Origin of the sequence: Sinorhizobium sp. 8-89 (genome assembly GCF_030124325.1) — a bacterium.
GTDB lineage: Bacteria > Pseudomonadota > Alphaproteobacteria > Rhizobiales > Rhizobiaceae > Sinorhizobium.
The window spans coordinates 244,214-260,024 of sequence record NZ_JASKLR010000004.1 but is presented as its reverse complement, the minus strand read 5'-3'; the positions used below and the strand labels follow the sequence as shown (position 1 = coordinate 260,024).

Below are 15,811 nucleotides of genomic sequence, written 5' to 3'. Positions count from 1 at the left end.
CTTAGCCTTTCGCGAGGAGACCGGAATAGAGCGAGGCGTAGCGTTCCGCGCTCTTGGCCCAGGAGACGTCGGACTTCATGCCCTGATTCTGCAGGCGTGCCCATACTTTCGGTTCGCTGTATGCACGGAACGCGCGCCTGATCGCAAGGCGCAATCCGCCGGCGGTGATCGGCGTGAACTGGAATCCGGTGGCGACCTTGGCCGAGAGCGCAGCCTCGTTCGCGTCGATGATCGTATCGGCGAGGCCGCCCGTGCGGGCGACGATCGGTACGCAACCGTAGCGCAGACCATAGAGTTGGGTGAGGCCGCACGGCTCGAAGCGCGACGGGATAATGATCGCGTCGGAGCCCGCCTGCATCAGGTGCGACAGCGCCTCGTCGTAGCCGGTTACCATGCCGATGTGTCCGCGGTGGCGTGAGGCGGCTGCAAGCAATGTGCCTTCGAGCGCCGCATCGCCCGACCCGAGGATAACCAGCTTGCCGCCAAGCGCAACGATATCGTCCACCACCTCGGCGAGAAGGTCCATGCCCTTCTGCCAGGTCAGCCGGCTGACGACGCAGAAGATCGGCCCCTTGCCCTTCTCCAGCGCGAAGCGTTCTTCGAGCGCCTTGCGGTTGGCGGCGCGCTGCTTCAGCGTGCCATTACCGAAATGCCGGACGATATGGGGGTCCGTCTGCGGGTCCCAAGTATCGGCGTCGATGCCGTTCACGATACCGGTCAGGTCCGTGACCCTGCTTGCCAGCAGGCCGTCGAGGCCCATGCCGAATTCCGGGGTCAGAATCTCTTGCGCGTAGGAGGGGCTCACCGTCGTGATCGCCGTCGCCGTCTGCAGGCCGCCTTTCAGAAAGCCGACATCGCCGTAATATTCGATGAATTGCATGGAGAAGGCCTCCGGCGGCAAGCCGAGTTCGGGGAAGACCGAAGCGCCGAACTGCCCCTGGAAAGCGATGTTATGAACCGTCATCACGGTCGGCGTATCGCGCGCCGCGCCGAAATGCATGTAGACGGGCGTCAGCGCGGTCTGCCAATCGTGAACATGGACGATGTCGGGTTTCCAGCTTGGAATCACGTTGTCGCCGGCGATTTCTGCGGCCGCCAGCGAGAGGGCGGCAAACCGGCGGAAATTGTCGGGATAATCGCGCCCGGTCGCGTCGAGATAGGGGCCGCCGTCGCGCGCATAGAGCGCGGGCTGGTCGAGGACAAGGAGGTCGAGCCCGTCGAGTTCTGCACCCAGAACGGACGCCGGATGGCCGAACAGGTTATCGAATCCAGCGACTTTTTTTTTCTTCTTCAGCTTCTGCAGCACGGCAGGATAGCCGGGCACCAGCGTACGCGTCCTGATACCGTGCGGGACGAGAGCCGCCGGAAGGGCGCCGACGACATCGGCGAGCCCCCCGGTCTTGACAAGCGGATAGACCTCGGACGCAACGGACAGGATGTTCATACGCGGCAGACCTACATTCCCAGCTTGTCGATCATCGATTGCGTGATCAGGCAGACGCCACTTTCCGTGCGGCGGAAGCGCTTGGCGTCCAGTTCCGGATCGTCGCCGACGACCAGCCCTTCCGGGATCACGACACGGCTGTCGATGACCACGTTGCGCAGCGTCGAGTGCCGACCGATCGTTACATCGGGCAGGACAACGGCATTCTCGAGCCTGGAGTAGGAATTGACGCGGACGCCGGTGAACAGCAGGCTGCGGTTGAGCGCCGCGCCGGAGATGATGCAGTCGCCGGAGACAAGAGAGGATGTTGCCGACCCGCGGCGATTTTCGTCGTCATGGACGAACTTTGCCGGCGGCTTGATTTCGGCAAAGGTCCAGATCGGCCAAGTGTTGTCATAGATATCGAGTTCGGGCGTCACATGGGTGAGGTCGATATTGGCCTGCCAGTATGCGTCGATCGTGCCGACGTCGCGCCAATAGGCCTCCCGCTCGAAGTCCGAGCGAACGCACGACCGGGTGAAGCGGTGGGCGACCGCCTTTCCGTTGTTGACGATGTAGGGGATGATGTCCTTGCCGAAGTCGCGGCTCGACTTCGGGTCGGCGGCGTCACGGCGCAGGAGATCCATCAGGAACTTGGTGTGGAACACATAGATGCCCATGGAGGCGAGCGCCAGGTCCGGGGTGCCGGGAATCCCGGGAGGGTCGGCCGGCTTCTCGACAAAGGCGATGATGCGGTCCTCATTGTCGACATGCATGACGCCGAAGCCGGTTGCTTCCATCCGCGGCACTTCCAGGCAGCCGACCGTTACATCGGCGCCGGAGTCGACGTGCTGCTGCAGCATCAGTTCGTAGTCCATCTTGTAGATATGGTCGCCGGCCAGGATGACCATGTACTCGACGCCGTGATCCTCGATGATGTCGCTGTTCTGATAGACGGCGTCCGCCGTGCCTTCATACCATTGCGTTTCGGAGACGCGCTGACTTGCCGGCAGGATGTCGAAGCTCTCGTTGCGCTCGGGACGGAAGAAGTTCCAGCCGCGCTGCAGGTGCCGGATCAGCGAATGTGCCTTGTATTGGGTGGCGACCCCGATGCGGCGGATACCGGAATTCAATGCATTGGAGAGCGCGAAATCTATGATGCGCGCCTTGCCGCCGAAATAGACGGCCGGCTTGGCGCGGCGGTCCGTCAATTCCTTCAGTCGGCTGCCGCGGCCGCCGGCGAGAACATAGGCCATGGCATCGCGGGCCAGAGGTTGTGTACGCTTTTCCACCATTTGTCCTCCCCAATCACTGTTCCTCGAGGACGGCCAGGCGGTTCAGACACCTCGCGGCCCACGCAAGTACTTTTCGCTTCGTCTGTCGCGCACGAAGGCGCTACTCCTGCTCCAGCATCAGCGTTGCCAAAGGCGGCAACGTGATGGTTGCGACCGTTATTCCCGTCGATTTTCTCTCCGCATGCACGGCACCGCCGTTGCCCTTGCCACTCCCTCCGTAGATCTCCGCATCGGTGTTGAGGATTTCCTTCCATCGCCCCGCTACCGGAAGCGGTATGTCGTAACCTTCCCGGTAGATCGGGGTGAAATTGGTGACGACGGCCACGAGCTTTTCGCCCGGCGCCTTTCTGAGCCAGGCAAAAACCGAATTGTCGCGATCGTCCGCTATCAGCCACTCGAAGCCCTCGCCCTCGCAGTCGCGTGCATGCAGTGCTGCTTTCGAACGGTAGGTGCCGTTGAGGTCGCGCACGAGACGACGCATGCCCTCGTGCAGATTGTATTCGAGAAGGTTCCAGTCGAGCGCGCGCTCTTCCGACCATTCGCGCCACTGAGCGAATTCCTGGCCCATGAACAGAAGCTTCTTGCCGGGATAACCCCACATGAAGGCATAGTAGGCCCTGAGATTGGCGAACTTCTGCCAGTCGTCTCCGGCCATCTTGGCGACCAGGGATCCCTTGCCGTGCACGACCTCGTCATGCGACAGCGGCAGCACGAAATTCTCGCTGAACGCGTAAAGCAGCCCGAAGGTCATGTCGTTGTGGTGGAACTTCCGGTGCACGGGCTCGCGCGCAAGATATTGCAGCGTATCGTGCATGAAGCCCATGTTCCATTTGAAGCCGAAACCCAGGCCGCCGGCGTGGACCGGATGCGAAACCTTCGGCCAGGAGGTCGATTCCTCGGCGATCGTCAGCACCCCTTGGTGGATGCCGTAGAGCCGGGTGTTCATCGTCTGCAGAAAGCGGACGGCCTCCAGGTTCTCGTTGCCGCCATATTCGTTCGGCACCCACTCGCCGTGCTTGCGCGAGTAATCGAGGTAGAGCATCGACGCGACCGCATCGACGCGCAAGCCATCGACGTGGAACTTCTCCGCCCAGTAGAGGGCGTTGTTGACGAGATAGGCCAGAACCTCCTGGCGGCCGAAATTGTAGATCGCCGTGTTCCAGTCGGGATGGAAACCCTTGCGCGGATCCGCATGCTCGTAGAGCGCCGTACCGTCGAACCAACGAAGCCCGTGCTCGTCGGTCGGGAAATGTGCCGGCACCCAATCAAGGATGACGCCGATGCCGACCTTGTGGCAGCCGTTGACGAAGCGGGCGAACCCCTCCGGTTCGCCGAAACGAGCCGTCGGCGCGTAGAGTCCGGTGGTCTGGTAACCCCAGGAAGGATCGAACGGAAATTCGGAAATCGGCAGGAACTCGATATGCGTGAAGCCCATGTCGATGCAGTAGGGAATGAGCCGATCCGCCAGTTCGTCCCAGGAGAGCATCTCGCCATTGTCGCGGCGCTGCCAAGAGCCTGCATGCACCTCGTAGATGGAAATCGGCTGCCGGCGCGGATCGACCTCTGCCCAGTGCTGGCGATGCGCCTCGTCGTCCCATACCTGCGCGATCTCGCCCGTCGTCATCGAAGCCGTATCCGGGCGGAGTTCCGAGCGACGGGCGAAGGGATCCGCCTTCAGCGGCAGGCGTGTCCCTTCGCTATCGAGGATTTCATACTTGTACGGCGTGCCAGCCGGCACGCCGGGAATGAAAATCTCCCAGATGCCGGTGTCGGCGCGCAAGCGCATCACATGGCGCCGTCCATCCCAATCGTTGAAATTACCGACCACCGAGACGCGTCGCGCGTTCGGAGCCCAAACGGCAAAGTGGAAGCCTTCCACGCCGTCGTGCGAGATCGGATGGGCGCCCATCTTGTCGAAGAGCCTGAGATGCGAGCCTTCACGGATGTAGTAGTCGTCCATCGGTCCGAGCACGGGACCAAAGCTGTAGGGATCGACGACGATCCATTCACCGCCGCTGTTGGAGGCGCGATAACGGATGGGCTGTTCCTTGCGCAGCGATACGACGCCTTCGAAGAAGCCGGCGTCGTCGCGCCGCTGGAGCGTGCCGATCTCCTTGCCCGAGAGCGTTTCTGCCGTCACGTCCTCGGCGCCAGGAATGAAGCAGCGGGCGACATAGCTTTTGCCGGCCGCATGAACGCCGAGAACCGCGAAGGGATTATAATGGTTACCGGAAAGTATTGCCGCGATGTCCGGCGCTGGCAGCACGCCGGACGGGGCGGGCGCTGGGTCGTTGCCGGGCGAGACCGTCATCCAGCTCTCCAGATTTCGCCGGCATATTGCCGGATCGTGCGGTCGGACGAGAACCAGCCCATGCGGGCGGTATTGCGGACCGCCTGCGCGTACCAGGAGGATGGCCTGGTCCAGAGCTGGTCGATCTCGCGCTGTGCCTTGGCATAGGCCTCGAAATCAGCGGCGACCATGAACCAGTCATGGTTGTAGAGCCCGTCGACGAGACCGGAGAAGCGATTTCGGTCGTCCGGCGAGAAAACGCCCGAGGCGATCGCGGAAAGCGCCTGTGAGAGCTCGCGTGAGCCTTCGATGATGGCGCGCGGGTTGTGCCCCTCCGCCCGCGCTTTCGCCACGTCCTCCGCGGTCATGCCGAAGATCTTGATGTTTTCCTCGCCGACCCAATCGCGCATTTCGACATTGGCGCCGTCGAGCGTGCCGATGGTCAGCGCGCCGTTGAGGGCGAATTTCATGTTGCCGGTGCCGGAGGCCTCCATGCCGGCGGTCGAGATCTGTTCGGAAAGATCGGCGGCCGGCACCATAACTTCGGCGAGCGACACGTTGTAGTTGGGGATGAAGACGATTTTCAGGAGACCACGCACGGCCGGGTCATTGTTGATGACGCGAGCGACGTCGTTGGCAAGTTTGATGATCAGCTTGGCGTTGTGATAGCTTGGCGCTGCCTTACCGGCGAAGAGCTTGACACGCGGCACCCAGTCGAGTTCGGGATGCGAGCGGATCTGATCGTAAAGCGCGACGGCCTCGATGATGTTCAGGAGCTGCCGCTTGTATTCGTGGATGCGCTTGATCTGGATGTCGAACATCGCAGACGGATCGAGCCGAATGCCGAGGCTGCTCTGGACGAGCTTCGCGAGTTTCACCTTGTTGGCGCGCTTGACGGCGGCGAAGTTCTCCTGGAAGTCCGCCTGGTCGGCAAAGGCGCCGAGCGCCTGCAGCGCCTCGGTATTGTCCATGAACTCGTCGCCGATCGCCTCGCGGATGAGGCCGAAGAGGCCCGGGTTGCACTGCATCAGCCAGCGGCGCGGCGTGATGCCGTTGGTCTTGTTGTTGATGCGGTCCGGATAAAGCCGGTGCAGATCGGCAAAGACCGTCTCTTTCATCAGTTCGGTGTGCAACGCCGAGACGCCGTTGATCGAATGCGAACCGACAAAGGCGAGATTGCCCATGCGCACGCGCCTTTCGCCCGTCTCCTCGATGAGCGAGATGCTGCGGATCTCCTCGTCGGTCGCGTGCTTCTGCCTGCGCGCTTCGATCAGGATCTTCGCATTGATGGCATAGACGATCTGCATGTGGCGTGGCAGCAGCCGCTCGAAGAGCGGCACCGGCCAGCTCTCCAGCGCTTCCGGCAGCAGCGTATGATTGGTGTAGGAGAAAGTGCGTCGGGTGATGTCCCAGGCCTGCTCGAAATCGAGCCCGTGAACGTCGGTCAGGAGCCGCACGAGTTCCGCGACGGACACGGCCGGATGGGTATCGTTGAGCTGGATGGCGACCGCATCCGGCAACGACGTGAAATCTGGATACTGCTGCAGGTGGCGACGCAGAATGTCCTGCAGCGAGGCGGATGAGAAGAAATACTCCTGCCTCAGGCGCAACTCCTGCCCCGAGGGCGTCGCGTCGGCCGGGTAGAGCACCCGTGTCAGGCTCTCCGCCTTGTTGCTTTCGCGCAGTGCGCCGATGTGGTCGCCGGCGTTGAAGGCGTCGAGCAGGATCGGATCGATCGGCTGCGCACCCCAGAGGCGCAGCGTGTTGACGCGTTTTGCGCGCCAGCCGACGGCCGGTGTGTCGAACGCGGTGGCGATGACGCGTTCGGCCGGCTTCCAGACGTAGCGCTGAACTTCCTCGTCGATGTTGACGGTTTCCACGCCGCCGCCGAAACCGATTTCATAGGAACTTTCGCGCCGTTCGAATTCCCAGGGATTGCCGTGGGCGAGCCACGTCTCGGGCAGTTCGACCTGCCAGCCGTCGGCCATCTGCTGGCGGAACAGGCCGTGCATGTAGCGGATGCCGTAGCCATAGGCGGGCACATCGACGGTCGCCATGGATTCCATGAAACAGGCGGCAAGGCGGCCGAGGCCGCCATTGCCGAGCGCTGCATCAGGCTCGAGCCCGGCGATCACATCGATATCGACGCCGAGTGACGCCAGCGCGTCACGCATTTCGTCCATCAGGCCGATATTCGTCATGGCGTCGCGCATCAGGCGGCCGATGAGGAACTCGAGCGAAAGATAGTAGACGCGCTTGGCGCCGGTCGCATAGGTCTTGCGGGTCGAATCCATCCACTTGTCGGTGATGCGGTCACGGGCCACGAGAATGGCAGCCGTGAGCCAGTCATGCGGCTTGGCGACTTTCGGGTCCTTGCCTATGCGGTATTTGAGACGTTCGAGGATCTCCACCGCGAGTTGGCCTGGCTCGGACGACCTCGGCGCGGGATGCGGCAGTTCGGAGGTGGAGAGCCGGTTCATCATAAGAAATGCCATACCTTTTTTTGTTTGCCCTTTTTGCGTGTGGGAGACCGCGGGCCGGAGCCGGCCGGGAGAGATAAGGCAATTTATGCATCGATCCGAAGCGCTTGCAACAGGTGTTTTTAAAAGGATTAAAACAGCGCATGCTTGTGCGCGGAGCGATTCGCAACGCGTTTTTCGGTCGGCGGCACAAAGAAAAATGCCGCCCGCAGGAGCCGGACGGCATGGCAAGCGCGGTCTTGGTCCGATTACTCGGTGAGGCGGGAGACCATGGCGGAGGCTCGTTCGCCGATTGCCTTGAAAGCGGCGACGAGGTCAGCCGCTTCCTCGGCTTCGAAATAATGCGACGTTGAGGAGGCGCAATATTTCAGCAGAGCCTGGCCGCGGTCCGGCGCCATGAAGGCGACGCTGTAGATCTGGACCTTGTTTGCCTTTGCGATGTCGCACCAGTACTTGGTTACGGTGTCGTCGTTGGCGTAGTTGTTCTCGCCATCGGTCATGAAGACGATGTATTTCGTCGGAATCTGGCCGTTCTTACCGTTGTGCGCCGTGTCTTCCGTCGATGCGATCACCTTCTGATAGGCGGTCTTGAAGGCGTTGCCCGAGGCCGTGCCGCCGGTCGCGACCAGAGCATTGACATAGGCCGCCGCGCCCGTTGTTCCCCAGGCGAGGCTGCCTGCGGGATCCTGCGACGCGTTGTAGGACACAGCGCCGGTGCGAACATAGATCGATTCCGGATCGGCGAGCAGGAGTTGGGCAAACAGATCGCCAGCGGCCGTTTTCAGCGCGTTGATCTTGGTGACGTAGCACGGGCTGGTCGCCGACAGGTTCGGATATCTGCCCCAGTTCGCCTCGGTATAATTGGGGCACTTGGACTTCGTCGTATCGACCGTATTCGTCTTCCAGGCCATCGATCCCGAGCGGTCGAGCACGAGATACATCGACAAGGCGTTCTTGCTCTCGGTCGCGCTTTCCGCCGTTGCCCGGGTTTCAAGCTCGATCGAATCCGTGCCGAGGAGGCGCGTCATCGCGTTGAACTGGATCAGATGCTTGTTGACGATCGAGACCTTGAAGGATTTCCCCTTGGTGCCGTTGGGCGTCTCGATGATGTTCACCTCCGAGACATTGATATCGTCCCAAGCCGGCGTCTCGGAAGTTGGCGTTGCGCCGTCCGCCGCCCGTGCGGTCGGCGTTCCTTCCGGTTCGCCTTCGGCAGGGCTGTCCGTCGCGCTCGAGCCCGCCATCTGCGCCTTCAGGAACTTGCGCGCGATCAACTTGGCCGCTTCGATATTGGGCTGTTCATTGGAGACCAGAGCGGAAGCCGCGGCGAGTGCTGCGGCATCGGTGGCGTCCTGAAGCTGGTTCTTGGTCATCAGCATGTTGGCCATGTCGATGGAAACGCCACCCGCGGCCAACAGCAGCGGCGCCACCAGCGCCGTCATCATTCCGAAATTGCCGCCGCGGTCCTTCAGCATCATGCCAAAAGACCGGCTCACCATGGATCGTCTTCCCATCTCCGCACCCCCAAGAAATTCATTGCAAGCTTGGGGCGGATATCTAGCGGCGACACGTTACGGTCCCGTTCAGCCGATTACTTGAATTTTAGCGAATCGCGCAAAAATCCATGATTTCGACCGGGTTCCCGGCGGTTTGATTGTTCGGAAATGGGACCCGGTTGTATCAATTCGGATCAATCGACGGGAATGACGTCAACCGCCTGCTCCGTCGTCTGGCTGCCATAGCTTTTCAGGACGCCGATGACGGGCGCGACGTCGCCATAGTCGCGGCCGTGGCCGACGACGATGTGATCCGTGCCGGCCGGAATATTGTTCGTCGGGTCGAGTTCCATCCAGCCGCCAGCGGTGCCACACCAGAATCGAACCCAGGCATGCATCGCGTCGGCGCCTTCCAGCCGCTCCTTGCCGGGCGGCGGCAAGGTTCTGAGGAAACCGCTGACATAGCCTGCCGGAATACCGAGACTGCGAAGAGCGACAATCATCACATGGGTGAAATCCTGGCAGACGCCGCGCTTGAGCTTGAAGGCTTCGGCAGCCGTCGTGTTCACGGTTGTCGCCTCGGTGTCGTAGACGAAGTCGCGGTGGACGCGCTCGCAGATCGCCGCCCCGATCTGCCGCACGGTCATTCCTTCGCCAGCGATCGTGCGCGCGTAGGCCGCGATCTCGGGAGCGTCCGGCAGGAGCGGGCTCGGCCCGACGAAGTGGTGGGGAGACTCCGCGTCGACGGACCAGTATGCGGCGAACTGAGCGGGCAGACCCGCAAGGGGCGGAGAAAGATCGGCGGTGAGCGCCTGCGCTTCCACCTGAACGCGCGCCTGCATGCGAATGGCCAGGCTGTCGTGCACGGAACGGAAAAGAATCGACGTGGTCGGATTGGCGAAGAAGTCCACGCTTTCGACCCGCTCGCCCGGGGTTGGTTGGCAGCTTATCGAGCCGACGACAAGGCGTTGACGGCCGGAAATCGAGGCCGGCAGCACACGCACGAGATGGCGCCCGCCGGCAACCGGAACCTCATAGCCGTAGGTGATCTTCAGATTGATATCGTAGAGCATCAAGGCCGCTCCCTCAGCCGAGATAGGTTTGCGCGAGCAGATCCGAGAGCCGTTCCAGGTCGCGTTCGAGCTGCTTGTAGACGGTGGCGGTCATGGCCTCCGGCGTCATCACCGCAAGGCCGGAATGAAGCCGCATCGTCTCGCGGTAGAAGGGAGACATCTGGCCGTTGACGAAGGCGTTCGGCAGGAGCTCGACCTCAGTCTTGATCTCGTTCAACTGATAAAGGATCGAGCGCGGATTGAGCGGATCGAGGGCGAGCAGGTCGGTGACGGTCAAGGCCGCCGTGTTGACGTTGTAGCGGCGGCGGTGGGTCATGACGCTGTCGCCGATCTCGAGCAGCATGTCATAGGCACCGTCCGGAGCCTCAGGTCCCGACATGTGTCCGAGCAGGCGGGTCATGTGGAGGCCACGCTCGATGTAACGACCGATCGACAGGAAACGCCAGCCGGTGAAGCGATACATGTTTTCGTGGACGAGACCGGCAAAGCCGGCGAGCTTGCGCAACAGGATCGTCATCGCATGCGTGGCGTCGTCGCCGGCCTGCACGGTCGCGTGGAACTTCCGCGCCGTCCGCGACAGGTCGTTGAGAGCCAGCCAACCATCGGGCGAAAACCGGTCGCGGATGTTGCCTGCGCTGAAGAGCGCGCTGTCGATATTGGCAAGCAGGCTGTCGGGCACCGGCTGGCGCGCGTTGATGTCGAGGGCGGCCAAATAGTCTGTGACGTCCTTCAGCAGCGGCATATTCGGGTCGGCGGCTTCGGCGAAGCGTCCGTGCCAGGCGCGAAGGATTCTGAGGGCTCCTTCCGCCCGCTCGATATAACGGCCGAGCCAGAAGAGATTGTCGGCCGCGCGGCTCGGCAGGCTGCCCGGCATGTTGCGCGTGAAGCTTTCCTCGGCCGGGAGCAGCGTCGTGCGCTCGACCGGCTTGTCACTGACGATCCAGACGTCGGCGGTCGTGCCACCGGCCTTCATCGCGATCGCAGCCACGTCGTCACCGGAGCCTATGCGCGCGAAGCCGCCAGGCATGATCTGCCAGCCTTCGCGCGTGCGCGCGGCAAAGACCCGCAAGCTCATCGGCCGCGGCGTCAGCCGGCCGCGCACCCAGGCGGGCGTCGTCGAGAGCGTGACGACCTCCTGCCCCACCAGCTTGCCGCCACCGGTTCCAAGGCGCTCCGCAACGGAGCTGTTTCCCTCGCACAGCGACGTACCAAGAATGGATTGTCCGTTGTCGTCGAAAAACGGGCGGGTCGAATAGGCAGGGCCGATCACCATGCGCTCGATGTTGCCGGCGACATTGTCGCGTTCGGACTGCTGTCCGCACCACCATGTAGCGATCGACGGCAGCTTTTGCTCCTCGCCGAGCAGGTGACGGCAGATCGCCGGCATGAAGGCGAGAAAGGCGCGGGTTTCCAGGATGCCGGAGCCGAGCGCATTGACGATCGAGACGGAGCCAGCCCTGAGCGCCTCGACGATCCCGGGCGTGCCGATATGGGAGGACTGATTGAGTTCGAGCGGATCGGCGAAGGCGGCATCAAGGCGGCGCCAGAGGACGCCGACAGGCTTGAGGCCGGCAACCGTGCGAACCATGACCCGGCCGCCCACGACCGTCAGGTCCTCACCCTCGAGCAGCATGAAGCCGAGGTAGCGGGCGATATAGGCGTGTTCGAAATAGGTCTCGTTGGCGATGCCCGGCGAGAGAACGGCAATGCGGTCGTCCGGATGTTGTTTTCGGGCCTGCAGCGTGTCGCGGAAGGCGCCGAAGAAGCCCGCTAATCGGTGCACGTGGGTTTCGGCATAGAGGTTGGAAAAGGCGCGCGTGGTCGCAACGCGATTTTCCAGCGCGAAGCCGGCCCCGGAGGGAGCCTCGGTCCGGTCGGAAAGCACCCACCAATTGCCGTCCGGTCCGCGCCCGATCTCGAAGGAACAGAAGTGTAGGAAATGCCCGTCGGCCGGTTTGACGCCGACGAGAGGGCGCAGGAACTCCGGATTGGAGGCGACGAGGGCGGGGGGCAGCAGCCCTTCCTGCACCAGCCGGTTTTCGCCGTAGATGTCGGCGACCACGCGTTCGAGCAGTTCGGCACGCTGGACGAGCCCCTGCGAAACGACCGCCCATTCCGCCTCGTCGATCAGGACGGGAATGTGGGATAGCGGCCAGCTTCGTTCCGAACTCCCCCTGCCGCCATAGGCTCGATAGAAAACACCGGCATCGCGGAGGTAGCGGTCGGCGCGGGCAAAGCGGTTGGCGAGATCCGTTTCGTCCAGACGGCCAAGGGTCGAGAGCAGCCGCTGCCAGACCGGTCGGACATTGCCGTGCGGATCGAGCATTTCGTCGGCGACACCCGGAAGGGCGCGATAACCGAACACCGGGTCACTGTCGAGCCGATCTTGCTCCGTTGCCTCTGCCGTTTGTTTCTTCGCCATCTACACTCCTGCCGGACGTCTCAGGTCGAGCGTCAGCGGAAATTCTGCCGGCGGGCTCTCGGGTTGGAGTCGATATCCGCCGGTGGTGTGGCCCCAGGGTTCGAAGCGCGCCAGACGGCGCGCCTCGGCCTCGTTGCCGTTGACCGGAAATGTCTCATAATTGCGCCCGCCGGGATGCGCCACATGATAGATACAGCCGCCGATCGCCCGATTCGACCATGTATCATAAATATCAAATGTAAGGGGAGTGTTGACCGGCAGCACCGGATGCAGGCCGGAGGCGGGCTGCCAGGCCTTGTAACGCACGCCTGCGACGGCCACGCCGCCTTTCCCTGTCCTTGAGAGCGGCACGGGACGGCCATTGCAGGCAACCGTGTAGCGCTCCGGATTGGCGGTTTCGAGCTTCACCTGCAATCGCTCCACCGAGGAATCGACATAGCGCACGGTGCCGCCGATCACGCTTTGCTCTCCCATGACGTGCCACGGTTCCAGCGCCTGGCGAAGCTCGAGCTTCGCCGCTTCGTATTCCACCTCGCCGCAAAAGGGGAAACGGAATTCGAGTTGGGCCTCGAACCATTCGGGTCTCAAATCGAAGCCGTGGGCGCGAAGGTCGGCAATCACGTCGAGAAAATCCTGCCACACATGATGCGGCAGCATGAAGCGGTCGTGCAGGACCGTGCCCCACCGCACGAAGCCGCCGTCAACAGGGCTTTTCCAGAAACGGGCGATGAGCGCGCGGACGAGCAATTGCTGAGCGAGCGACATGCGCGCGTTCGGCGGCATCTCGAAGCCGCGGAATTCGATCAGCCCGAGCCGCCCCGTCGGGCCGTCCGGAGAGAACAGCTTGTCTATGCAGATTTCAGAGCGATGGGTGTTGCCGGTGACGTCGACGAGCAGGTTGCGGAACAGCCGGTCCACGAGCCACGGCAAGGGGGGCGGGCGATCGGACCCTGGGGGCGGTACCTGTGCAAGCGCGATCTCCAGCTCATAGAGCGAATCGTGGCGCGCTTCGTCGATGCGCGGCGCTTGGCTTGTCGGGCCGATGAAGAGGCCGGAAAAGAGATAGGAAAGCGAAGGATGGCGCTGCCAGTGGAGCACGATGCTCTTCAGCAGATCCGGCCGGCGCAGGAAAGGACTGTCGTTGGGGCTGCGGCCGCCGACGACCACGTGGTTGCCGCCGCCTGTTCCGGTATGGCGGCCGTCGATCATGAATTTATCGGTGCCGAGCCTGCTCTGACGGGCCTCCTCGTAGATCGCCGTGGTGGTGTCGACGCATTCCCGCCAGTTCGAGGCAGGATGGATGTTGACCTCGATCACGCCGGGATCCGGGGCGACGCGGATGACGTTGATGCGCTCGTCCTGCGGCGGCGGGTAGCCTTCGATATGCACCGGAACGCCGAGCACCGCGGCGGCGCGCTCGGTCGAAGCGATGAGATCGAGATATTCCTCGATGCTCGTCGTCGGCGGCATGAAGATACAGAGCCGGCCGTCGCGTGGCTCGACGCTGATCGCCGTGCGGACGGCACCGTCGATCTCGTCGCGCGGGGAGGGGAGCTGTGTCAGCGGCTCCTCGGATGGCTGGAAGCGAGAGTGCTGCGCTCTGCCGCGGTTTTCGGTGAAGTCGGGCAGGTCGTCCCGCGGAACGGTCGGATCCACCGGATTGATATAGGGGTAGGCGGAGGGTGCGATATAGGGCAGCGAGCCGAGCGGCAGGCGATAGCCGACCGGGCTGTCGCCGGGAACGAGGAAAAGCCGGCCGCGCCGCGTCTTCCATTTCTCGCTCATCCATCGCGGTCCGCCAGCACGAGCGTTCCAGGCCTGCACGGGCAGAACATAGCCCGTCGGGGTCGTCAGGCCGCGTTCGAAGACGCGGGCGAGGCGGCTGCGCTCCTCGGGATCCTTGAGCTTCGAATTCGAGGGATCGACATTGTCCGGGAGGTTCGCCTCCTTGATGATCCACTCGGCCGGATCCTCGTAGGCCGGAACGACCATGTCCGCATCGACGTCGAGTTCGCCGGCGATTGCGACAAGCAGGCGCTCGGCGTCCCGATCCGCGATCTCGTGCCGACCGTCTTCCTCCGCGATCAGATTTGCCTGCCGCCAGATCGGTACGCCGTCCTTGCGCCAGTAAAGGGAAAAGGTCCAGCGTGGCAGGCTTTCGCCCGGATACCACTTACCCTGTCCATAATGCAGGAAGCCTCCCGGCGCGAAGCGGTCGCGCAGGCGACGAATGAGCGTGTCGGCCTTCGCGCGTTTCGTCGGACCGACTGCGGCCGTATTCCATTCGTCGGATTCGAAGTCGTCGATCGAGACGAAGGTCGGTTCGCCGCCCATGGTCAGACGAACGTCATTCTCGGCGAGGATGCGGTCGACCTTGTCGCCAAGCGCGTTCAGCTGATCCCAGCTCTCGTCGGAGAAAGGCTTGGTAATGCGGGGATGCTCCGCAACGCGGGCGACCTTCATGTCAAAGGCGAAATCGGTCCTCGTGTCCGGGTCGCCGAAGAACTCGCCGGATATGGGCGCGGCGTTTCGATAGTGCGGGGTGGCAGCGAGCGGAATGTGGCTCTCTCCGGTAAGCAGCCCGGAGGTTGGATCTAGCCCGACCCAGCCGGCACCCGGAAGGTAAACCTCGGCCCATGCGTGAAGATCGGTGAAATCGTATTCGGTGCCGGAGGGGCCGTCGAGCGCCTTCAGATCCGGCGTAAGCTGAATGAGGTAGCCGGAGACGAAACGGGCGGCAAGGCCGAGGTTGCGAAGGATCTGCACCAGCAGCCAACTCGAATCGCGACACGAACCCTTGGCACTGCCGAGTGTTTCTTCCGGCGACTGGACACCCGCCTCCATGCGGATGACGTAGCCGATTTCCTTCTGCAGCCGCGTGTTGAGGCCGACCACCATGTCGATGGTGCGCTGGCGCGATCGGTCGACGCTCTCCATGAAGAGCGAAAGTCTTGGCCCCATCGGCTCTGGCGCCATGTAGATCTTCAAATCCTCGCTGAGGTCTTCGGGATAGCGGAAAGGCCAGTGCTCCGCTTCCTCCTCGACGAAGAAATCGAACGGATTGTAGACGGTCATGTCGGCGACCAGGTCGACTTCGATCTTCAATTCCGTCACCGGATCGGGGAAGACGTACCGGGCGAGGTAGTTGCCGTAAGGATCCTGCTGCAGATTGACGAAGTGGTTGGCAGGCGAGACCTTCAGCGAATGGCTGATGACCTTGGTCTTGGAATGCGCCGCCGGTTTCAGCCTGATGATTTGCGGTGTGAGCCTTACCGGCCGGTCATAGGTGTAATGGGTGAGGTGGTAGATACTGGCCTTGATCGACATGCAGA

At 62.7% G+C, this 15,811-nt stretch carries 8 protein-coding genes; all 8 read right to left on the bottom strand.

Translation table 11 applies throughout. The features are described from left to right. Nucleotide 1 precedes the first annotated feature (1 nt). The 8 genes from glgA to QN219_RS11245 all read right to left on the bottom strand — a co-directional run bounded on the left by glgA (nt 2) and on the right by QN219_RS11245 (nt 15,806). On the bottom strand, nt 2–1,444 hold the full coding sequence (gene glgA / locus QN219_RS11280) for a glycogen synthase GlgA (RefSeq protein WP_283999746.1): 1,443 nt from the start codon (nt 1,442–1,444) through the stop codon (nt 2–4). A gap of 11 nt (nt 1,445–1,455) precedes the next feature. Further along, the gene (gene glgC / locus QN219_RS11275; protein WP_283999745.1) at nt 1,456–2,718 is read right to left on the bottom strand and encodes a glucose-1-phosphate adenylyltransferase; all 1,263 of its coding nucleotides are present in this window, start codon (nt 2,716–2,718) and stop codon (nt 1,456–1,458) included. A gap of 100 nt (nt 2,719–2,818) precedes the next feature. Next, nucleotides 2,819–5,029 (bottom strand): 1,4-alpha-glucan branching protein GlgB, encoded by a 2,211-nt coding sequence (gene glgB / locus QN219_RS11270; protein WP_283999744.1) that lies wholly within the window; start codon nt 5,027–5,029, stop codon nt 2,819–2,821. Next, nucleotides 5,026–7,503 carry a glycogen/starch/alpha-glucan phosphorylase gene (locus QN219_RS11265; RefSeq protein ID WP_405052126.1) on the bottom strand — a complete coding sequence of 826 codons (2,478 nt, stop codon included), beginning with the start codon at nt 7,501–7,503 and terminating at the stop codon, nt 5,026–5,028. The genes glgB and QN219_RS11265 overlap by 4 nt, the downstream gene beginning before the upstream one ends. Nucleotides 7,504–7,736: 233 nt before the next feature. Then, a complete protein-coding gene (locus QN219_RS11260) occupies nt 7,737–9,002 on the bottom strand; it encodes a TadE/TadG family protein (RefSeq protein ID WP_283999743.1) in 1,266 nt (421 codons plus the stop codon). A gap of 176 nt (nt 9,003–9,178) precedes the next feature. Continuing rightward, entirely contained in the window at nt 9,179–10,057 is an 879-nt protein-coding gene (locus QN219_RS11255) for a transglutaminase family protein (protein WP_283999742.1), read from the bottom strand. A gap of 13 nt (nt 10,058–10,070) precedes the next feature. Beyond that, a complete protein-coding gene (locus tag QN219_RS11250; RefSeq protein ID WP_283999741.1) occupies nt 10,071–12,479 on the bottom strand; it encodes a circularly permuted type 2 ATP-grasp protein in 2,409 nt (802 codons plus the stop codon). Beyond that, nucleotides 12,480–15,806, bottom strand: a complete 3,327-nt coding sequence (locus QN219_RS11245) for a transglutaminase family protein (RefSeq protein ID WP_283999740.1) — start codon at nt 15,804–15,806, stop codon at nt 12,480–12,482. Nucleotides 15,807–15,811 lie beyond the last annotated feature (5 nt).

What these genes read in the sequence shown, in the direction of transcription:
- glgA (WP_283999746.1), bottom strand. Translation starts at nt 1,444, where the DNA reads ATGAACATCCTGTCCGTTGCGTCCGAGGTCTATCCGCTTGTCAAGACC.
- glgC (WP_283999745.1), bottom strand. Translation starts at nt 2,718, where the DNA reads ATGGTGGAAAAGCGTACACAACCTCTGGCCCGCGATGCCATGGCCTAT.
- glgB (WP_283999744.1), bottom strand. Translation starts at nt 5,029, where the DNA reads ATGACGGTCTCGCCCGGCAACGACCCAGCGCCCGCCCCGTCCGGCGTG.
- QN219_RS11265 (WP_405052126.1), bottom strand. Translation starts at nt 7,503, where the DNA reads ATGGCATTTCTTATGATGAACCGGCTCTCCACCTCCGAACTGCCGCAT.
- QN219_RS11260 (WP_283999743.1), bottom strand. Translation starts at nt 9,002, where the DNA reads ATGGGAAGACGATCCATGGTGAGCCGGTCTTTTGGCATGATGCTGAAG.
- QN219_RS11255 (WP_283999742.1), bottom strand. Translation starts at nt 10,057, where the DNA reads ATGCTCTACGATATCAATCTGAAGATCACCTACGGCTATGAGGTTCCG.
- QN219_RS11250 (WP_283999741.1), bottom strand. Translation starts at nt 12,479, where the DNA reads ATGGCGAAGAAACAAACGGCAGAGGCAACGGAGCAAGATCGGCTCGAC.
- QN219_RS11245 (WP_283999740.1), bottom strand. Translation starts at nt 15,806, where the DNA reads ATGTCGATCAAGGCCAGTATCTACCACCTCACCCATTACACCTATGAC.